This is a genomic window from Streptomyces sp. GESEQ-4 (genome assembly GCF_017948455.1).
Lineage (GTDB): Bacteria > Actinomycetota > Actinomycetes > Streptomycetales > Streptomycetaceae > Streptomyces.
In genome coordinates this window covers 183,787-204,214 of record NZ_JAFFSU010000013.1, presented here as the reverse complement: position 1 = coordinate 204,214, position 20,428 = coordinate 183,787, and the positions used below count along the sequence as shown (strand labels likewise).

Below are 20,428 nucleotides of genomic sequence, written 5' to 3'. Positions count from 1 at the left end.
GGTCACCAGGGTCGCTTCAGCCACCGTGCCCGCCCCCGCCCCCGTGAGTCGTGCCGTCACCTTCGCCGTCATCGCCGTCGGAAACGGTTCCGGGGTCGTGCATGCCGGGTGCGACCGGCCCGGCGCCCGCGCCGACGGCGTACGACACGGTGAACAGCAGGGCGAGGAGCAGCAGGAAACCACAGAGCGCGGGCGGCGGCAGCTTGCGCAGTGCCGCGCCCGCACCCGCGCCGGTGGGGAGTCGTCGGGAGTCGTCCATCACCTTCAGCAGTCGGGCCCGGCGGGGTCCGAGTTCCCCGCCCGCCCTGTGGCCCGCGTCACTGCGCGCCGGCCGCCTCCCGCTCGATCTGCTCGAACTGCGCACCCATCGCCTCGGCCAGCGCGTTCGCGGCGGACAGCGGACGGACCATGACGGTGAACTCGTCGATGCGGCCGTCCTCGTCGAAGTGCAGGAAGTCGCAGCCCTGGAGCTGCTTTCCGGCCACGGTGGCGGTGAAGACGAACGCGTGATCGCGGCCGTCGGGGTTGGCGATCTCACGGACGTAGGTGAAGTCCTCGAAGACGCGGAGCACGCCGCGCAGGATCGCGGCGGTGATCGCCTTGCCCGGGTAGGGCTTGAAGACGACGGGGCTGGTGAACACGACGTCGTCGGCCAGCAGCGCCTCTACGGCCGCGATGTCACGGTTCTCGACGGCCTTGCGGAACGGGTGCACGAGCATCACCTCACTGTGGACTACTCAACAAGTTGAATAAGCGTATCGGGTAACGCGTATCGGGTACCGGTCCGTAGCTATTGGATTAGCTATGACACACATCGGATTCCTCATTGGATCCCTATGGCAGGCCCCCCTAGGGTGGACGCATGTCAAAAATCCTCTTCGTAGTAACCGGTGTCGACCACTGGACTCTCGCCGACGGCTCCCTGCACCCGACCGGCTTCTGGGCCGAGGAGGCCGTCGCCCCGTACGAGGCGTTCAAGGCCGCCGGTCACGAGATCGTGGTCGCCACGCCCGGCGGCGTCGTGCCGACCGTGGACCGCGCCAGCCTGGCGCCGGAGTTCAACGGCGGTCAGGAGGGCGCCGACCGGGTCGCGGCCGCGCTCGCCTCGATCACCGAGCTTCAGCAGCCGGTCAAGCTGGAGGACGTCCGGCTCGACGATTACGACGCCGTCTTCTACCCGGGCGGTCACGGCCCGATGGAGGACCTCTCCGTCGACGCCACCTCCGGCAAGCTGCTCACCGACACCCTGGACTCCGGCAAGCCGCTCGGCGTCGTCTGCCACGGTCCGGCCGCGCTGCTGGCCGCTGTCCGGGCCGGCGGCGACAACGCCTTCGCGGGTTACCGGGTCGCGGCCTTCACCAACGCCGAGGAGACGCAGTCCGGTTTCGCCGACAAGGCGAAGTGGCTGCTGGAGACGCGTCTTGTGGAGGCCGGCGTGGACGTCCAGGTCGGCGAGCCGTGGGCGCCGTACGTGGTCGTCGACCGCAACCTGGTCACCGGCCAGAACCCGGCCTCCGCCGCCCCGGCCGCCACCGAGCTGCTGAAGAAGCTGGCCTGACCGGGCAGGCCGCGAGCCATAGCGGAGAGCTAGGCTCATCGCCATGAGGCATCAGGATTCCAATGGCTCCCATGAGTCCCATGAGACCCATGGGGCCTATGGGTCCCGCGAACCCCGGGGCCCGGACGGGGCGCCGCACTCCCCCGCGCCGCACTCCCCGCCCCCGCCCCTGGACCTGAACCTCGTCCGCACCTTCCTCGCCGTCTACCGCTCCGGCTCCTTCACCGCCGCCGCCCAGCTGCTCGGTATTTCGCAGCCCACGGTGACCACGCAGGTCAGGGCCCTGGAACGGCAGTCGCGGCGCGAGCTGTTCGCCCGGCTGCCGCGCGGGGTCACGCCGACGCCGTACGCCCATGACCTGGCGACCCGTATCGCGGGCCCGCTCGACGCGCTCCTGGCCGCCGCCGGACACGACCCGGCTCAGACGCCGGCCACCGCTCCGGTCCATCTGGCCGGTCCCGCCGAACTCCTCTGCGTCCGGGTGCTGCCCGCGCTGGCGCCGCTCGTCGCGGACGGCGTGCAGCTGCGGATCACGCCGGGCCTGACCGACCCGCTCCTCGACGAACTGCGGTCCGGCCGCCACGACCTGGTCATCGCGACCACGCGCCCGCGGGGCCGGACGCTGGCCGCGATGCCGCTGCTGGACGAGGAGTTCGTCCTCGTCGCCGCGCCGAGGTGGGCCGAGCATCTCGCCGGCCGCCTCACCAGGGAGGGACCCGGCGTCCTGCACACTGTCCCGCTGATCACGTACGCGGAGGACCTGCCCATCGTCCGCCGCTACTGGCGTCACGTCTTCGAGCAGCGCCTCAACTGCCGTGCCGCCGTGACCATGCCCGACCTGCGCGGTGTCCTGGCGGCGGTCACGGCGGGCGCGGGCTTCACGGTCCTGCCCCGCTACCTCTGCACCGCCGAACTCGCCGACGGCGCACTGGTCCTGCTGCACGAGACGGACGATCCGCCGATCAACACCGGCTATCTCGTCCAGCGCCCGGGGACACCGGAGAATCCGGACGTCGTACGGGTACGGGAGCGGTTGCTGGCGCTGGGGCCCACGTGGTGACTCCCGTCCGGCGTCACCGCAGCGCGCTGGTCACCCGGTAACCGCCGGACGGAATCCGGTAGTCGGCCGCCCCGTCCACGTAACCCAGGTACTTCACCCCGGGCACACGAGCCAGCGGTGTCCGTCCCTCCCGCACCGACTCCGGATCGGCCGTCGGGACGCGCAAGGTCGCCGTCGTGTTGGGCGGGACCACGCAGCGGTGGGTGAACGTCGTCCCCGTGACGGTCCACTCGCTGACGATCTCGCCGTACGGGGAGACGTAAGAGCCCGCCACTCGCGTGACCTTCCCGGTGGGGTCGATGTGCGGCCGCAGGAAGAAGTGGCGGAAGCCGGGGTGGGCCGGGTCCTTGGCGATGCCGGCCATGTCCTCGTACATCCACTCCGCGATGGCGCCGTAGGCGTAGTGGTTGAACGAGTTCATCTCGACCGGGCCGAAGCCGTCCTCCTCGGAGTAGGAGTTCCAGCGCTCCCACACGGTGGTGGCGCCGTTCTTCACCGAGTACAGCCAGGACGGCATGGCGTCCTGGTGGAGCAGTGCGTACGCCAGGTCCGCGCGGCCCGCGGCGGTGAGCACGGGGGCGAGGACGTTGACGCCCAGGAAACCCACGGACAGCGTGTTCTCGGCGTAGTCCACCCGGGCGCTGTCCGGGTGGGCCTGCTTGTACTCCTCCGAGTTGCCGATGTTCTCGGCGAGCAGGGCCACCAGTTCGCGGCGCTGCACGTCCGTGTCGTACAGGCCGAGCTTGAGCGCCCACACCAGCGCGGTCTGGGAGTTGTCCTCCGCCGGGGCCGGTTCGCCCCAGTCCTGCGGCTTGCCGAGGCTGGAGCGGAGCACGAGCCTGCCGGAGGCGTCGGTGGCGAGATACTTCGCGGTGAACGCCTTCTTGATCCGCGCAGACAGCTCGTCGTAGGCGGACGCTTCGGCCGTACGGCCGGTGGCGCGACCCATGTCCGCCAGCAGCCGGGTGGAGTACGCGAAGTAGGCGTCGCTCATCAGCTGGGCGCTGGTGTTCTGGAACGACAGCCAGTCGCCGAAGATCGCGCCCTGACCGGCGTACGCGTCACCGGACTTGGCGCGGATCCAGTCGACGTACTTGGTCATGGCCGCCCAGCTGCGGTCGATCACCGTGGTGTCGCCGGACATCTGCCAGACGGTCCACGGCACGATGACACCCGCGTCGGCCCAGCCGCTCGCGGGGGCCGGGAAGGCGTACCGGGAGCCGGGGGCGATACAGGGGAACTGGGCGCCGTCGAGGCCGTAGGCGGTCTGCGAGGCGATGAGGGTGTCCTGGAAGTGGCTGAGGAAGTTCACCGCGTCGCCGTTGTAGAGGGCGGTGTTGCAGAACACCTGGGTGTCGCCGGTCCAGCCCTGGCGCTCGTCGCGCTGCGGGCAGTCGGTGGGGACCCAGAGGTAGTTGCCGCGCTGGCCCCAACGGACGTTGCTGAACAGCTGGTTGACGAGGTCGTTGTCGGTGGTGACGGTGCCGGTGTCGCGGACGGCGGAGGTGGCGACCTTGCCGGTGACGCCGGAGACGGTGACGGTGGTGCCGGGGGTGGCGACGCGCACCTGGACGTAGCGGAAGCCGTAGAAGGTGAGCGAGTCCTCGTGGGTCTCGCCGGCCTCGGCGCCCTTCAGGACGTAGGTGCTGGTCGCCTTGGCGGAGCGCAGGTTGGCCAGATAGACCGAGCCCTCGGGACCGTCGGCGCCCGCGCTGTCGTCGTTGAGCATCTCGCCGAAACGGAACACGACTTCGGCGCCGGCCGGGCCCTCGAGGGTGTAGCGGGGGACGCCGACCAGGTTCTGGCCCAGGTCGAAGACGGCGGTGTCCCCGGTGCCGAGGGTGACCCGGGCGCGCGCGGCCTCGGCCGGGTCGGTGGTCGAGCGGTCCGGGTCGACGACGATACGGCCCTTGCCGTTGGGGCTGTCGGAGGCGCCGGTGACCTTGTCGTAGACGGTCACCGACTGCGGCCGGCGGTCCCACTGCGGCATCAGGCGCGCCGTCTCGCCGGGGTAGGCGATCAGCTTCGAGTCGGGGAACTTCGCGGCGAAACCGTGTACGTCGACGTCCGCCCAGGTGCTGTCGTCGAAACCGTTCGCCGTCCAGCCGTCCAGTTCCCTGCGGGCGTCGTAGGTCTGCCCGTCGTAGATGTCGTCCGCGCGGTACGGGCCGGTGTCGGTGGCCTTCCAGCCGGTGCCGGGCGCGGTGACCACCGTCTGGGTCGTGCCGTCGGTGTACCGGATCAGCAGCTTCGCCTTCAGGGCGAGCGGATTGCCGTCCTTGCTGTAGTACTTGCTCGCGGGCGCGCCGTCGACCGCTTCGCTGACGCGCGAGTTGTACCAGCCGTTGCCGAGGACCGCGGCGAGCGTGACGCGCCGCCCGCCCGCGAGCAGGTCGGTCACGTCGTACGTCATGTAGTTGACGCTGGTGTCGTAGTTGGTCCAGCCCGGCGTGAGCAGCTCGTACGTGCGCCCGCCGTCCTGCGGGACGGAGACGCGGCGGCCGTTGAGGTGGGCCTCGTAGACGCCGAGAGCCGAGATGTAGAGGCGGGCCTGTGCGACGCGGGCCTTGCGGAGGGCGGTTTCATGGCGGAGCAGCGGCGCTCCGGCGGTGTTCGGACGCTTGTCCGCCATGCTGATCCACTGGGCGCCGTTCCAGCCGGTCACGCCGTCCGTGCTGAGGAGACCGGTTTCGAAGGCGGCGGTGGGGCCGGAGACCTTGCGGCCGTGCTCGTCCCAGACCCGGACGGTCCAGAAGTAGCGGGTGGAGGGCCGGAGTTCGGGGCCCGCGTACCGCACGGCCACGGAGTCCGCCGAGTCAACACGGCCGCTGTTCCACACGTCCGTGCGTCCGGGCCTGGTCCCGACCAGGATCTGGTACGCCGTCTGGCGCCGGCCCCGGACCGGCGAGCGCAGGTGCCAGCCGAAGCGGGGGGTGGGTTCGTCCACGCCCAGAGGGTCCGTCCGGTGCTCCACGGTCAGGTGCTCCACGGTCAGGTGCTTCCCGGCCAGGGCGGAGACGGAGGTCTCCCCTGCGGCGGACGGCGCGGCATACGCCGCACCTCCCCCCGTCGTCACCGCCGCCGCGACCGCCGTACCCACGCTCACGGCGAGCACGGTTCTGCGGGGCACCCCGTTCCGTTCGCTGTCGATTCCGTTGTCCACGCCGTTGTCCACGCCGTCATCCCTTCGGCTTTCGACTCACGGGTTGTATCGATTCACTGCGATCGGCCGGGAACCTAGTGGCGTCTGGGATGGCTGTCCATGGATTCGACCGAAGAAGTCGCAGCGAAAATTGAACGGCTTTTGAAACTTTTCAAAACCGGAATGTCAGCCCCTCGACCGGTCGCCGTAGGGGCGCCGTACGCAGGACGCGACGACCACGAAGGGCCACAGGGCCTGCATCGCCGTCACCAGACGCTCGGCGGCCCCGATGGCACCCTCGTCCTGCTGCATCTCGATGAGAAACCAGAGTGCGGCGAGACCCATCAGCGCGCTCGCCGCGAGGGAGGGCCCCGGCCGCAGGGCCCAGGGTGCGGACGCGCCGCGCACGGCGGCCAGCACCGGCCACACCGCCAGGAGCATGAAGCCGACCGCGGCGACCGAACCGTGCCGCAGCGAACCCCCGCTGCTCGGCGGCGGCACCAGCGCCACCACCAACGCCACGAATCCGCCCCCGCCCAGCGCCACCCGCCCGGCGAACGCGGCCGGCCGCAGACCCCAGGCGGTGAGCAGATGGCAGACGCCCAGCACGAACAGGGCCGGGGTCATCACCCAGTACCCCGACGCCCCGTAGGCCGCCAGCACACTGATCGTCTGGGTGGCGGGGTCATAGGCGGGCCCCTCGATCAGCGCCGCGACCGACCAGCCGCCGATCAGCACGAGAGGCGCGCACGCCGATGAAAGGAGGGTCCACCACGGCACAAGTCGCATCAGAGCACCGTAAAACGCCTCATTCTTCCCCCGTCGCATACACGCAGACGACGACGGCGGCGGTCTCCTGCGCCAGGGGCTGCGTCGGCCGGTCAGGATTCGAGAAGCGCCGGGCACTGAGCCGCGCCTAGCGTGAGTGCCATGACCTCCATCGATTGCGTCACCCTCGAGGTGGCCGACCCCACGGCCGCCGAGCGCTTCTACGCCGATGCCTTCGGCCTGGGCAAACAGGTACGTGTGCGGGCCTCGGAGGAGCCGACGTCCGGCTTCCGCGGGTTCACAGTGTCGCTCGTGGTCTCCCAGCCGTCGATCGTCAACGGCCTGTTCGGCGCCGCCCTGGCCGCCGGCGCCACCGAGCTGAAGCCCGCCAAGAAGTCGTTCTGGGGCTACGGCGGTGTCGTACGGGCCCCCGACGGGACGATCTGGCAGCTCGCGAGCTCGTCGAAGAAGGACACCGGACCGGACAGCCGGGAGATCGATGAGATCGTTCTCCTCCTCGGCGTCTCGGACATGGCCGCGACCAAGCGGTTCTACGTCGACCGCGGCTTCAAGGTCGCGAAGAGCTTCGGCAGCAAGTACGTCGAGTTCGACGCCTCGTCGAGTCCCGTCAAACTGTCGCTGTACGGACGTCGCGGCCTGGTCAAGGTCGCCGGAGTCCCGCCGGAGGGCAGCGGGTCCCACCGGCTCACGATCGGCGGCGACGCCGGGACCTTCACCGACCCGGACGGGTTCGTGTGGGAGCCGGCGGTGTGAGGTTCCGAAGGGGCTGGAGGCCGACCCGCCGCCCTACTCGCAGATGATCTCGTTGCGCGGCGTGTAGTGGGTGCGGAACGGCTCCCGCTTCACCTCTTCACCACCGTCGCGGAAGACCCGCTCCACGGTGACGTCGAAGCCCTCCAGCGGAGTCTGCGGCACGCACTCCTTGTCGGTGCTGACCTTCTTCTCCGGCTGCTTCACCTTCGTACGCGGACCCGTGACCGACTCGATCTCGTCGTACTTCTTGGTGCCGAGGAAGGTGACGGTCACCGAGGTGTCGGTGGACTCGGCCTGGATGTAGATGGCGTTGCCGGAGTCGTTGGCGAACCTCAGGTCCAGGCTGCCCCAGGCGACCGTGGCCTCGCGGCCCTCCGGGTAGCGCTCTATGTAGAAGGAGTGGGCGCCGTACTCCACGGGGTCGACCCCGGCGAAGAACATCGCGTTGAACATGGTCGTGGCCACGGCGGAGACCCCGCCGCCGGGCGCCTTGGTGAACTGGTCGTCGAGGATCATGACGCCCTCGACGAAGCCGTTGGCCTCGGTGCGCTCGCCGACGGTCCGGTTGAAGCTCCAGGTCTCGTCCGGCATGACGACGGAGCCGTTGATCAGTTCCACGGCCCGGCCGATGTTCTTCGTGCGGTAAGGCGCCGGTTCGAAGTTGACGGTGAAGGAGGACATCTTCTCCGTCAGCCCCAGCCGTGCGGCGTTCTCGCGGGTCACCTGCGGCTGGGTCTCCCGCGTGGCCACCTTGCCGGTCCGTGCGGTGCCCGACTTGGTGAGCAGCGGCAGTACGGCCTTGCTCAGCGCCTTGTCGGTGACCTCCTGGCCGGGGCGGGCGTCCTCGGCCACCGCGACCTTGTCGCCGTCGAGGCGCAGCACGGCGTTCTCGGCCTCGGCGGGCAGGTCGGCGAGGGACCGGGCCACCGCGGGGGCGGCGCGCAGGCCCTTGCCGTCCAGCTTCGGGGTCAGGCTGCCGGTCTTGTCAGGCCACATCGTCAGGTGTGCGCCCAGGACGGATGGGTCGATCGTGAACCGCTTGTCGCCCGCGGTGAGCGTGACGGGCGCCGACATGGCCGGCCGCGCGAACTCGCGCACCGCCCGCCGCACCTCCTCCGCCGTGACCTGCGGCTTCGTCTCGCGGGTGGGCAGCGCGGTGGTGGCGCCGGCCTCGCCGCGCAGGAAGGCGGTGCGCAGGGGGTCGACCGCGGCGTCCACCTCCAGCGCGTGACCGCCCCGCGCGGCGACCTGCCGGACCTGGCCGTCCGCGAAGGTGACGGCACCGTTCCGGCCCTTTTGGTCGAGGGACTTCGCCAGCTTTCCGAGCGCGGAGTGGGCCTTGTCCTCGTCGACCCGTACGACGGGCTCGACGGCACCGCCGGAGCGGAAGAGACCGCCGATCACGCTGAACGGATCGGCATCACCGGTGCGCGTCGCCCGGTCGACGGTCTCCTGGATGTCGAAGGTGATTCCGGCCCCCTGCGGATCGACCGTGCCCCTGCGGTCACCGACCGTCACGGCCAGGTCCTGCGACGCGGCCTCCCCCAGGCGCTCCTTCAGCTTCTGGCTGGCCTCCTCGCGGGTCAGGCCCCCGATGTCCACACCGCGCACCGTCGTACCGGCGTCGATGTCCCCGCCCGCGAGCAGCAGCCCGGCGAGATAGAGGCCGCCCACACCGACGGTCAGAGCGCCGCCGGCCAGGGCGAGGGGTGGAACGGAGGGTATTCGGGGGCGCATGGGTCTCCTGGACGATGGATGGGGGACGGTGCACCGGAGGACGCGGCACTGCGCACAGGGCAAGCGTCCCAAGGTAGCCACAATCCGACCGAAAACGTATATGTCCCACGTCACGCGAGGTTCCGGAGCAGCCGCACCGTGCCGCCGCCACGTGTGGTCTCACGGTCGGCCGGCCGTGCTGGTTCAATCCGCGCGTACGGAGATCGAGTCGGCCTCGGAGCCCGGGATCGATCCGGCCCGGACGGGACCGGCGGCACGAAGAACAGGCCGTGTCCGAGCCGCCGGTATGCTGAGGCGGCTGCGGCACCCCCCACCAACACCCGTTCCCACGTGGTGAGTTACGGCCTGCGGCGACCACGACGTCTCACGGCAAAAGGATGACAACAGGTGCTGATGGCGGGCCGCTACCGGCTGAGCGAGTCGATCGGACGCGGTGGCATGGGGGAGGTCTGGCGGGCGTACGACGAGACCCTCGCCCGGCAGGTGGCCGTCAAGCTCCTGCTGCCCCAGGACGCCGACCCCACCGCCACCTCCCGTTTCCGGCTGGAGGCGCAGACCGCGGCCCGGATCGACCACCGGAACGTGGTCGGCGTCCTGGATTTCGGCGAGTACGACAACCGGCTCTTCCTGGTGATGGAACTCGTCGAGGGCGCCAGCCTCGCCCAGGCACTGGCCCGGTCCGGGGCGCTGCCCGCCGACCGCGTGGCCTCGATCGCCGCGCAGGCCGCCGCCGGGCTCGCCGCCGCGCACCGGCAGGGCATCGTCCACCGGGACATCAAGCCCGGCAACCTGCTCCTGGATGCCGACGGCACCCTCAAGATCGGCGACTTCGGCATCGCCCGCTTCCTCGACGACCCCGGCGCCGCGCTGACGGCCACCGGGCAGATCGTCGGCACGAGTCTCTATCTCGCCCCCGAGCGCGCCCTCGGACAGCCGGCGGGCCCGGCTTCCGACGTCTACGCGCTGGGCTGTGTGCTCTACCAACTCCTCACCGGCCGCCCGCCGTTCCAGGCCGACAGCGCCATCGCCATCCTGCACCAACACCTGGACGCCGCCCCCGTCCCACCGCGCGAACTGGGCATCCCCAGTCTCCCGCCCGCCTTCGAGAACTACCTCCTCGGCCTGCTCGCCAAGGCCCCGGAGCACCGGCCCACCGCCCAGCAGGCCGCGGAATGGTTCGCCGACGGCGCCTGGCTCGGACGCCCCGAACCGCTCCCCGACGCGACACCGACCGCCCGGCCGAGGTCACGGCAACTGGGCGAGACCAGCACCCCGACCACGTACGCACTGCCCTCCGTCTCAGGCAGCGCCGCCGCCGGCCGGTCCCGGGCACGCCGTCCGGAACGGCCGGCGCTCCTCACCCGCCTCGCCCGCCGGCCGCGCGTGGCGGCCACGGCAGCCGCCGCCGTGCTCTTCGTGGCCGCGATGCTCCTCGGCGTGCTGTGGTTCGCCCCCGACAACACCGCGGCGAAGGGCACGGACTCCGAGCCGTCGCCCCGTACCAGCGCTCCCGCCTCCGCCTCTCCCCTGGCATCGAGCCCGGCCTCCAGCGCCGCCCCGAGCCCGACGGCGGAGCCGAGCGGCAGCCGGGAACAGCGTGACGAGGAGAAGCCGGAGCGGGAGAAGCGGCACGACGGGCGTCAGGACGAGGAGGGGGACGAGGACGACTGACGGCGGCCCGATCGGCGGCACGGGTGGTACGGGTGGTACGGCCACGAATGGCTGTCGGCATGTTGCCGACGACGATCGCCGCTGGGCATATTGAGACCCCGCCCTCCCGGGTGATCTCCCCTAAGTTTCTCTTTTGGTCGCCGCGGATTTGAGTGATGAAGAATCCCTAAGGTGCTCCACGGGGCGATTTTCAGCTCGTGCGGATAAGGAGAAATCCATGCAGAGTGCGCGGTTCAATGCTTCCGGCAATGCGGCGGCGAAAGTTTCCTATACGGCCCGCCGCCTTGTCGAGCTGGGCCACGGACCCACCGGCACACTGGGGCTGAGCAGGCAGGACGCCCGTCCGCAGGCAGGCGACCTGGTGCTGTGCCGGGTGACCGAAATCGGCCAGCACAAATCCCTCGGGCAAGCACACGGAAAGCGTAATCGGCTGTTCGTCGGCGACACGATAGTGGTCGCCTATGGCGCACGCTACGCCCCTGACCAATTCGAGGCAGAAGTGCCGGGCGACCTCGGCCCCTGTGACCTGGCCGCCGGAGGCGGCATAGCCGGGCGGGTCGTCTCCTCCCACTCCAGAATGAACCCTCCCACCCGGCTGCAGCCCCTTGGTCTGGTTACCGACGAGCACGGCGCGGTCATCAACCTCGCCCGCCTGGCCCGGCCCGTCGTGCCGGCCCTCGCACCGCGCCCACGCACCATCGCCGTACTCGGCACCTCGATGAACGCGGGCAAGACGACCGTGGCCGCCGCCCTCATACGCGGCCTCAGCCTGGCCGGCCGCCGGGTCGGCGCGGCAAAGGTGACCGGCACCGGTGCGCCCGGGGACCCGACGCTGATGGCCGACGCGGGCGCGTCGCGGGTCATCGACTTCACCGACCTGGGTTTCCCCACCACGTACCAGCTGCCGATGCCGCAGGTGATCCGCATTCTGCGCAGCGCGATCACGGATCTGACGAGCCACCAGGCGGATGCCATAGTGCTGGAAGTCGCGGACGGGATCCTGCAGCGGGAGACGGCGGCGCTGATGCGCACGCCGGAATTCCGCGCCGACGTGGACGGCATCGTGTTCGCGGCCGGTGACTCGGTCAGCGCGGTCGCGGGGGTGCGGCTGCTGCATGAGGAGGGGCTTCCCGTCATGGCCCTGAGCGGGGTACTGACGGCCTCTCCGCTGGCCATGGCCGAAGCGGTGGCCGGCGTGGACATCCCCGTGTTCGAACCGGCTGCCCTGTCCGATCCCTCCGTCGCCGGCCAGATCCTCGCGGGCGCCGTCGCGGGCGGGAGCCCCGTCAGGGACGAGAGCGGCCAGCAGGAGGACGGCACCCGGCTGACGGACCGCACGGACTACACGGACTGCACCGCACTGTCGCAGGACCACAGTCGGCTGGCGGACCGCAGCGGCCCTCTGACGGCCGAATCAGTGGCTTGACCACGGCGGGCCGGCAGCGCGTCCGGATGCCGCACACGCTCGGCGGTGTACGGCGCCGGCTGATGCTCCTCTTGGTCCTCGCGGGATTCGGGCAGGCGGTCTGCGTGGTCGCCTTCGCCCTCCTGGTGCATGGCGCGGCCTACCGCATCACGCACGGCGGGCAGATCGCGTCCGGCCAAGACCGCAGCGCCATCTACACCCACGTCGCCGGTTACGCGCCCGGCACACTCGCCGCCGGACTCCTCACCTCGGCCTGCGCGACCGTACTCCTCAGGGCGGCAGGCGAACCGCTCGCGGAACGGCTGGCCCAGAGCTACGTACACAGCGTCAGAATGCGCCTCTTCGACCACGTCGCCGGAAGCGAGGCATGGGGCCCGGACCGGCGCACGGTCGGCGTCACCGTGCTCCGGTTCACCGGCGACGCGTCCGCCCTCCGGCTGTGGATCAGCAAGGGCGTGGCACCGCTGCTGGTGGACGGGGTGTTCCTGGCGTGCGCGCTCGTCGCCCTGGCCGTCATCGCGCCGACGATCGGCGCGCTCTCGGCGGCGGTGATCCTCCTCTCCGGGGCCACGGTCGCGCTGTTCGGGCGGCGGCTCAACGAACGCGTACGCGAGACCAGACGGCACAACGGCCGGCTCGCCGCCTTCGTGAACGAACGCGTCACGCACACGGCCGTCATACAGTCCCTCGGACGGATCGAGCAGGAACGCCGGGTGATGCGGCGGCGCAGCCGTGAGTACGGTCGCGCCATGGTGCGCCAGGCCCGGCTCACCGGAGTGATGTCGGCGACGGCCGAGGCGTGCGGCATCGGGATCCTGCTGATCGTGGTCACCGCGGGCCTGGTCACGGGCACCAGCTGGGAGGTCCTCGCCTCGCTGCTGACGGTGGCGAACTTCCTCGGCGGGCCCCTGGCCTCGCTGGTCCGTGTGCAGGAGCACTGGCAGCAGTCGCGCGTCGCACGCCGTCGCATAGCCGAGGTCCTCGCGGCACCGGCGCCACTGCGCAGGCGCCGCCAGGCCGAGCCGCTCGCGGAAGGGCCCGGGCGCCTGGAACTCGTAGGGCTGCGCGTGTACGGCGTCCTGGACGCGTCGGCCGTCGCGACGCCGGGGCAGCGGATCGTACTGCAGGGCCCTCCGGGCGCGGGAAAGTCGCTGCTGCTTCGCCTCATCGCGCGACTGCAGGAGCCGGACGCCGGGACGGTACTCCTCGACGGCCAGGACCTCGCCCGGCACGATCCCGAATCCGTACGGCGGATGATCAGGCTGACCAGCCCCGAACTCCCGTTGCTCCGCGGCAGCGTGGGCAAGAACCTGCGGCACGGCGCATCACCCGACGCGGCCACGGAGCCGGACGAGGACCACATCGAGGCCCTCGCCGAGTTGCTCCCCGACGGCCTGCGCACCCGCGTGGGTGAAGGCGGACACGGCCTTTCCACGACCGCGCGCTACCAGGTGGCGATGGTACGGGCCCTGCGCAGCGGCCCCCGCATCCTGCTGCTGGACGAGGCCAAGCCGCACAAGGCGCTCGGTTCCGACCTGCTGGAACGCCTGCTCGACCGATACCCGGGCACCGTCATCTACGTCACCGACGAACCCGAACTCGCCGCCCGCGCGGACGCCCTCTGGCGCATCGACGACGGCAGGCTCACGGTCCATGAGCCGCCCGTGTGGCTCCACCGATGACTTCTTGTGAGCTGCGGAGTCAGTAGTGGCATGACCGAGGACTCCCCGCCAACGTTTCCCAACGGAGAAGGGCCGGCGAGCATGGCGAACAGCGCGCTTCTGGTGATGGACGTCCAACGGGACGTCGTGGCCATCGCCGACGACGGTTCCGGATATCTACGGCGCCTGCGCAGGGCGATCGACGGCGCCCGGGCTGCCGGCATCCCCGTGATCTACGTCGTGATCGGATTACGGCCGGGCGATCCGGAAGTCAGCCCTCGCAACAAGGTGATGACCAACGCCGTGCGGGCCGGCCTGTTCACCGAGGGTGCCCCTGGCACCGAGATCCATCCCGACATCACGCCCCAGCAGGGCGACGTCGTGGTGACCAAGAGGCGAGGGAGCGCGTTCTCGGGCAGCGACCTCGACCTGGTGCTCAGGGCTCACGACATCGACAGCCTTGTTCTCACCGGCATCGCCACCAGCGCCGTAGTGCTGTCCACCCTGTGGCACGCCATCGACCTGGACTTCGGCCTCACCGTCCTGGCGGATGCCTGCCTCGACACCGACCCCGAGGTGCACACGATGCTCACCGAAAAGCTGTTCCCGCAGTGGGCAGATGTCCTCACCGTCGAGGACTGGCTCAAAGCCGTCGCACCGCACTAGCGAGAGGCCGCAACGGGCGGTATCGCCTCGACCGCGCCGGGAACAGCCGGGCGGGCCCGCAGGTTGCCTCGACGAAGACTCATTTACCAAGACCTATTTCTGCAGGAGGACTGTTTCATGGCTGACCGGCCCTTGACGCTCATGGCAGTACACGCCCACCCCGACGACGAGGCCACCGGAACCGGAGGGGTCCTCGCAAGGTATGCGGCGGAAGGCATCCGCACCGTCCTCGTGACCTGTACCGACGGCGGTTGCGGTGACGGACCGGGAGGTGTCAAGCCGGGCGACCCCGGGCATGATCCGGCGTCCGTCGCCTTGATGCGCCGTCAAGAACTCAAGGCGAGCTGTGACGCCCTGAAGATCAGCGATCTGGAGATGCTGGACTATGCCGACTCCGGAATGATGGGCTGGCCGACCAACGACGCCCCCGGATCCTTCTGGCAGACCCCCGTGCAGGAAGGCGCCGCCCGACTCGCGGAACTCATGCGGCACTACCGACCCGATGTGGTCGTCACCTACGACGAGAACGGCTTCTACGGCCACCCCGACCACATCCAGGCCCACCGCATCACGATGGCGGCGCTGGAGATGACCGCGCTGGCACCGAAGGTGTACTGGACGACGATGCCCCACTCGATGATGCGGCGCTTCGGCGAGATCATGCGCGAGTTCAATGAGGACATGCCGGAGCCGGATCCCGCCGAGGCCGCCGCGCTGGCCGAGATCGGCCTCCCCGACGACGAGATCTCCACGTGGGTGGACACCACCGCCTTCAGCGACCAGAAGTTCGACGCGCTGGCCGCGCACGCCAGTCAGGGCGAGAACATCTTCTTCCTCAAGATGGGCAAGGAGAGGTTCGGCGAGTTGATGGGCATGGAGACCTTCGTACGCGTCAAGGACACCACCGGCGCGGCCACCCCCGAGAACGATCTCTTCGCCGGCCTGCGCTGATCGTCACGACCCCGGCGGTCTGCTCCGATCAGGACAGACCGCCGGGGAACGACACGAAGGCTGAGTGAGGAGGCCCGGGTTGACTGCACCCTGCGGGCCCGATCAGTTGTCGTGATGCCCGTTGTCGTGGTAGCCGCTGTCATGGAAGCCATCCGGGCCACTACTGTCAGCCACACCCCCATGTGAAACCGGGTTCCTGTGCGAGTCCCACGGCATGGGAGCGGCCAAGGCACCCGGACCGAGGACGCTGCACGCCGCTGTGACCAGGAATACGGTGACGACTGAACGCTTACGCAAGCGCATCTTCACTCCTTCATGTCCCGACAGGATCGAGAAGGCCGGTGCTCCCTCGGTGTCACGGGCCCCTTGTCCCTACGGTGCGGCGCGCACGTGGGCAGGAACCTTGCGTAAACCTTGCTTCACTGGTCAGCGGGCTCAAGAACGGCAGCCCCTACATGCCTGCATACAGACGAGCTCGGTGCACAGCCTCGTGAGTGCCCTGAGGTCATTCCCGAGTTGAGCGCGCGGTCGCTCGGGACATCAGGGTGCGGTAGCAGACCTTCCCGCCGGGGCCGAGGGGCATCTCGTCCACCACCAGGAGACGTTCGGGGTGTTTGCGGCGGGCCAGGCCACGACCCTCCAAGTGGGTCGTCAGGTCGGACAGTGTGGGAACGGGTGTGCCCGGGGCCGGGCGGACGCAGGCGCACAGTCGTTCCCCGAGGTCCGGATCGGGCACCGGGACGCAGACCGCCTCGGCCACCGCCGGATGGGTGCCCAGTTCGCGTTCGACCTCGGCGAGACTGATGTTGAGACCGCCGCGCAGGGCGATGCGTTTGAGCCGACCCAGGACGTGCAGCCTTCCCCGCTCGTCCAGCCGACCGAGGTCGCCCGAGCGCACCCAGCCGTCGGAAGTACGGTAACGGGCGTCCAGTTCGGGCGCGTTGACGTAGCACAGGGGCGTCATGGGGCCCAGGGCCTCGATCTGACCGGTCCGCCCGGTGGTGAGCGGCGCGCCGTCGGGTCCGGTGATCCGGATGCGGGCCACCGCGGGGTCCGGAGTGCCGGCGCTGTCGCCCGGCGGGTGGCGTTCTCCGGCCGTGTGGCAGTTCACGCCGTCCGACGAGCCGTACACGGTCACCACCGGACGGCCGAACCGTTCACGGCATGCCTGGGCGGTGGCCGCCGGCAGAGGGGCGCCGCTGGAGACGACGGCACGCAACGACGATGTGTCCTCGTCCGGCCGCTCCGGCAGGTCGGCGATGCGCCGGAGCATCGTGGGCACCGCGAAGAGGTGGGTCGGACGATGCTCGGCGACCGTCCGCAACGCTCCGGCCGGGTCGAAGGCCGACTGCACGATGAGGGTGCCGCCGAGGGCGGCGAGGGTGACCGGTGTGCCCAAAGATCCGAAGGACGAGGCCAGCGGGACGAGGACCAGGTGGCGGGGTGGCAGCGTGGTGTCGGGGTGCAGGCTCCGGACGTACCGCGCACGGCCGCCGGCCAGGGCGTGATGGCTGTAGGCGACCATCTTCGGCTCGGCTTCGGAACCGGACGACACCAGGATGCGGGCGGGCCCGTACGGGTCGGCCTGCCGTGGCCGCCAGGGATGCCGGGCCGGGGTGGGCGGGGAGTTCAGCCCGTGCGTCCGTCCGTCGCCCGAGCCGGAGGTGAACACGGTGCGCAGGTGCGGAAGATCCGCGACGGCCTGGGCCTGGCACGCCGATGCGAGGACGGCGCCCCGGGCCCGCGAGCGGGCGAGCAGCGCCCGGACGTCCCGGTCGTCACCGCCCGCGGGGATCGGGAGGGCCACCGAGCCGATCGCGTAGACGGCGAGTTCCGCGGCCACGGCGTCGCGTCCGTTGGGCAGCAGGAGCGCGACCACGTCGCCGTCTCCCAGGTCCTCCTGGGCGAACAGGGCGGCGATCCGGCGGACTTCGGCGTCCAGCGCCGCATAGGACAGCGCTCCGGCGTCGTCCACCAGCGCCTGGCGGTCCGGGTGTTCGCGGACCCGGCCGGTGAACAGTGCGTAGAGGTCGATGTCCGGGCACAGGCCCGCCGTCACCCAGGCGCGTCGTCGGGCGCGGGGCACCAGATCCGGGAAGGGCACTCCGGCGCGTGAGGTCCACACCGGTTGCCCGTCTCGGGTCTCGGGTGGGGCGGTACAGTGCCGGGTCGCGGGGGCGGCCGTCATGCGAACTCCCAGGGAGCGTAAGGGCGTGCGTGTCCGGTGACCGGGTCGGGCGGTGCCACGGCTGCCCGGAAGGCCGGGTCGCGGGCCAGAGCCGTCAGGTCGGTGCGTACGGGGGTCGCGGTCAGGCCTGCCTCGGCCAGCCGTGCCGTCCACTCCTCGGTGGTGCGGCGGGCGAAGCGGGCCGCGAGGTCCTCGGCGGCCATGGGGCCGGCACCGTACAGCAGGCGGAGCACCGCCTCGGGGTGCTCCCGTGCCTCGGGACCGAGATACAGATGGCCGTCCGCTGTGCGCAGCGGCCGGTCCAGCGCCGTCCAGCGGACCCGGTGCGCGGGACGGGGGACGAGAGCGGCCGCCGAGACCAAGGAGGAGTCGACGCGGCTGCCCCGCCCGGTCGCCTCCCGAGCGGCCAGCGCGGCCAGCACCCCCTGGGCGCACACCAGTCCGCCGAGCACGTCGGTGAGGGTCATCAGGGAGGGGGCCGGGGGCTGGTCCGCCGGCCGCACCGCCGCGGCGAGGCCGCTGTGCACCTGGGCGAGGTAGTCGGTGCCCAGGGGCGGTGGCCGGTCGCCGAAGGCGTCCCCGAAGCCGGACGCCCAGGCGTATACGACGGCTGGGTGTCCGGGCAGCAGGTCGGACGCGTCCAGTCCGAGCTCCGCGGCTTTCCCGGGGGCCCAGTTGTGCAGGAATACGTCGGCCTCGGCGGCCAGCGCACGGACCGTGTCCCGGCCCTGCCCGGTGGTGAGGTCGGCCTCGACCACCCGCTTGCCCGCGTTGAGAGCCGAGAACCGGGCCGAGCAGTCTCCCGCCAGCGGAAGGAGCCAGCGCATCGGGTCACCGCCGGGCGGTTCGATCCGGACCACCTCGGCGCCCAGCATCCGCAGGACGTGCCCGGCGAGCGGACCCTGCACCCTGCGGGTGGACTCCACCACCCGCAGACCCGTCAGCGGCAGGACGGCACCGGAGACCGGGGCCGCCGGGCGTGGGCCGGGCCCGGCGGTCTCCGGGTGCACCCGCGCCTTGGGGAACGGTGCCGGACCCGGAGTGAGGCACCAAGGTGCCGGGCGGACGGCGGGAGCCGGATCGGATCCTACGGTGAGGAGGCTGACGCCGGTTTGGTGCGCGGCGGCCCGCAGCTCCGCCAGCGTGCGGCGGCGGGCGGCCCGGCGCAACTCGTCAGGCAACGGGCAGACGGCGGTGGCGAACCGCTGCTGGAACGGCAGCCAGCCACGGCCGGCGAGCGCGGGAACCACGCCGAGCCGGACCCAGAACTCCCGCCACGCCAGGGGGTCGAGGGTCTCGACCTCTACTCGGGCGTCGTCGGACGTCTCCAGGGTCGCCAGACCGCCCGTCGGCGCGTGTGACGAATCCGGCTCGGGCGAGCGGGAGTTGTCGCGGGCCGTCGCGGCGGCGAGGTACTGGCCGACCGCCAGCAGCGCACCCTGCGCCACCGAGGTCCGCACCTCGCACAGGCCCAGGCCGCGGGCCCGCGCGACCCGGAGAGCGGTGGCGCCCTGGGCGGCGAGCACCCCCGCCACCACCGAGGCGTAGTCGACGGCCAGTGGGAGCGGCCCGCCCGTCGCCCGGCCGTGGACCTGCATGAGCCCGCAGGCGGCCTGTACGGCGCGCTCGTCCGGCAGGTCAGCGTCGACCGGACCGGCCCAGTCGACGCTGTACCGCACCGCGTTCCGGCCTGGGCCGGTCGCATCCCTCGGGCCCGGCGCGGCGTGCCGCAGCAGCCGGTCGGCGATCGTGGCGGCGACGTCCGGCCGGGCCGCGGCGCGCAGGCGCGGTGTCACGATCGCCCCCGGCCGGGCCGGCGGCCCTGCACCGAGTACAGGACGCTGGATGCGGCGCGGAAGTCCGGGTCCCGCATCAGCCGTCCCACCCGGTCCAGGTCCTCCTGCGTCATGCCCTGTTCCGTCAGCCGGTCCCGGAGGTTGCGGGTGTGGTTCAACTGGAGTCCGAGGCCGGGGTCCTGGGCGTGCCGTACGTCGATGTGGAGGTGGACGTCGATGGCGGTCAGCCCCGCGGCCCGTAGGGCAGCCGGCACTTTCCGCCCCCAGCTCGGATCGCCGCCCGCGGCGCGCATCGCGGCCGTCTTGGCCCGCAGGAATCGGACGTAGAGCGCCTCCGCCTCAGCGTCCGGGGTCAGCAGCGGCGGCTCGTAGGAGGCGTCGAGCTCGTCGATCTGCAGCAGGCCGCCGGGCTTGAGAGCACGTACCAGCTTGTGCAGGACGGCGTCGCGGGTGGGCACGTGCTGGAGGACCAAGCGGGCCACCACCAGGTCGTAGGCCGCCTCCGGCAGCGGGTCACGGGCCACATCGAGGGCGGCCACCTCCAGGCCCGGGCCGGGTGCCAGGTCGCGCGGGTCGAGGTCGGTGGCGAGCACCGAGCCGCCCGGCGCCACCCGGCCCGCCAGCCAGCGCGCGATGCTGCCGCCGCCTGCGCCGACCTCCAGGCAGCGCCAGCCCGGGCCGACACCGACGGCGGCCAGGCGCGGCAGCGTCACCGGGTCGTAGGCGGCGGCCAGGCAGCGGTGCTGGTCGCGGCTGTGCGCGGTGCCGTTGCCGAAGACCGCGTGGGTGCCCTCCCGGGCGGGAGCGGGCTGGGACACGGTGTGGCTCCTCTCGTGGGAACGCTGCCTGGTCGGGCCCGGCGTCGTCGTGTACGGCCCGGGCGGGCCTGACGGCGGCGGACGGGCTCGATGCCATCGCCATGCACCTTGCGGGGTGGGCGCGCACCAGGGCGGAAGGTCGCCGTGCCACGGTGGGCCTCCTCTCGCCGGGGAGTGGTCCGGACAGGCCGGCGTCGCCGAACGGTGGCCTG

Annotated in this window: 16 protein-coding genes; 8 read left to right on the top strand and 8 right to left on the bottom strand. The window is 71.3% G+C overall.

Annotated features, from left to right (window positions below; all coding sequences use genetic code 11):
- Positions 1–16: 16 nt before the first annotated feature.
- Together KCH48_RS24990 and KCH48_RS24985 are read right to left on the bottom strand one after the other, a co-directional pair.
- Positions 17–259, bottom strand: a complete 243-nt coding sequence (locus tag KCH48_RS24990) for a hypothetical protein (RefSeq protein WP_210576950.1) — start codon at positions 257–259, stop codon at positions 17–19.
- Positions 260–317: 58 nt separating this feature from the next.
- Positions 318–713, bottom strand: a complete 396-nt coding sequence (locus KCH48_RS24985) for a nuclear transport factor 2 family protein (RefSeq protein WP_210577014.1) — start codon at positions 711–713, stop codon at positions 318–320.
- A gap of 149 nt (positions 714–862) precedes the next feature.
- On the opposite strand from KCH48_RS24985, the gene KCH48_RS24980 reads away from it, so the two are divergent.
- Together KCH48_RS24980 and KCH48_RS24975 are read left to right on the top strand one after the other, a co-directional pair.
- On the top strand, positions 863–1,558 hold the full coding sequence (locus KCH48_RS24980) for a type 1 glutamine amidotransferase domain-containing protein (RefSeq protein ID WP_210576949.1): 696 nt from the start codon (positions 863–865) through the stop codon (positions 1,556–1,558).
- 43 nt (positions 1,559–1,601) lie between these two features.
- Positions 1,602–2,618, top strand: a complete 1,017-nt coding sequence (locus KCH48_RS24975) for a LysR family transcriptional regulator (protein WP_210576948.1) — start codon at positions 1,602–1,604, stop codon at positions 2,616–2,618.
- Between the two features lie 13 nt (positions 2,619–2,631).
- Here the strand turns inward: KCH48_RS24975 and KCH48_RS24970 are convergent, their stop codons facing one another.
- On the bottom strand, positions 2,632–5,793 hold the full coding sequence (locus KCH48_RS24970) for a family 78 glycoside hydrolase catalytic domain (protein WP_307840938.1): 3,162 nt from the start codon (positions 5,791–5,793) through the stop codon (positions 2,632–2,634).
- A gap of 153 nt (positions 5,794–5,946) precedes the next feature.
- Positions 5,947–6,549 (bottom strand): DUF998 domain-containing protein, encoded by a 603-nt coding sequence (locus tag KCH48_RS24965; protein WP_210576947.1) that lies wholly within the window; start codon positions 6,547–6,549, stop codon positions 5,947–5,949.
- Between the two features lie 141 nt (positions 6,550–6,690).
- Here KCH48_RS24965 and KCH48_RS24960 point away from each other — a divergent pair, with 141 nt between their 5' ends.
- The gene (locus KCH48_RS24960) at positions 6,691–7,302 is read left to right on the top strand and encodes a glyoxalase (RefSeq protein ID WP_210576946.1); all 612 of its coding nucleotides are present in this window, start codon (positions 6,691–6,693) and stop codon (positions 7,300–7,302) included.
- A gap of 33 nt (positions 7,303–7,335) precedes the next feature.
- Here the strand turns inward: KCH48_RS24960 and KCH48_RS24955 are convergent, their stop codons facing one another.
- Complete coding sequence (locus tag KCH48_RS24955; RefSeq protein WP_210576945.1) at positions 7,336–9,039, bottom strand: VanW family protein; 1,704 nt, start codon at positions 9,037–9,039, stop codon at positions 7,336–7,338.
- A 387-nt stretch (positions 9,040–9,426) separates the two neighbouring features.
- On the opposite strand from KCH48_RS24955, the gene KCH48_RS24950 reads away from it, so the two are divergent.
- The 5 genes from KCH48_RS24950 to KCH48_RS24930 all read left to right on the top strand — a co-directional run bounded on the left by KCH48_RS24950 (position 9,427) and on the right by KCH48_RS24930 (position 15,414).
- Entirely contained in the window at positions 9,427–10,710 is a 1,284-nt protein-coding gene (locus KCH48_RS24950) for a serine/threonine-protein kinase (RefSeq protein WP_210576944.1), read from the top strand.
- A 217-nt stretch (positions 10,711–10,927) separates the two neighbouring features.
- Complete coding sequence (locus KCH48_RS24945) at positions 10,928–12,136, top strand: DUF1611 domain-containing protein (protein WP_246885805.1); 1,209 nt, start codon at positions 10,928–10,930, stop codon at positions 12,134–12,136.
- Positions 12,133–13,818: an ABC transporter ATP-binding protein gene (locus tag KCH48_RS24940; RefSeq protein WP_210576943.1), complete on the top strand. Its 1,686-nt coding sequence runs from the start codon at positions 12,133–12,135 to the stop codon at positions 13,816–13,818. Before KCH48_RS24945 ends, KCH48_RS24940 begins: the two co-directional genes overlap by 4 nt.
- 81 nt (positions 13,819–13,899) lie before the next feature.
- Positions 13,900–14,463, top strand: coding sequence for a cysteine hydrolase family protein (locus tag KCH48_RS24935; RefSeq protein WP_210576942.1), 564 nt, complete (start codon positions 13,900–13,902; stop codon positions 14,461–14,463).
- A 117-nt stretch (positions 14,464–14,580) separates the two neighbouring features.
- Positions 14,581–15,414 carry a PIG-L family deacetylase gene (locus tag KCH48_RS24930; RefSeq protein ID WP_210576941.1) on the top strand — a complete coding sequence of 278 codons (834 nt, stop codon included), beginning with the start codon at positions 14,581–14,583 and terminating at the stop codon, positions 15,412–15,414.
- Positions 15,415–15,919: 505 nt separating this feature from the next.
- On the opposite strand, the gene KCH48_RS24925 is transcribed toward KCH48_RS24930, so the two are convergent.
- From KCH48_RS24925 to KCH48_RS24915, 3 genes are read right to left on the bottom strand one after another with little or no spacing between them, the layout of a single operon-like run.
- Positions 15,920–17,602: a class I adenylate-forming enzyme family protein gene (locus KCH48_RS24925; protein WP_210576940.1), complete on the bottom strand. Its 1,683-nt coding sequence runs from the start codon at positions 17,600–17,602 to the stop codon at positions 15,920–15,922.
- Positions 17,599–19,398, bottom strand: coding sequence for a CoA transferase (locus KCH48_RS24920; protein WP_307840937.1), 1,800 nt, complete (start codon positions 19,396–19,398; stop codon positions 17,599–17,601). Before KCH48_RS24920 ends, KCH48_RS24925 begins: the two co-directional genes overlap by 4 nt.
- The gene (locus KCH48_RS24915) at positions 19,395–20,216 is read right to left on the bottom strand and encodes a methyltransferase domain-containing protein (RefSeq protein WP_210576939.1); all 822 of its coding nucleotides are present in this window, start codon (positions 20,214–20,216) and stop codon (positions 19,395–19,397) included. Before KCH48_RS24915 ends, KCH48_RS24920 begins: the two co-directional genes overlap by 4 nt.
- Positions 20,217–20,428 lie beyond the last annotated feature (212 nt).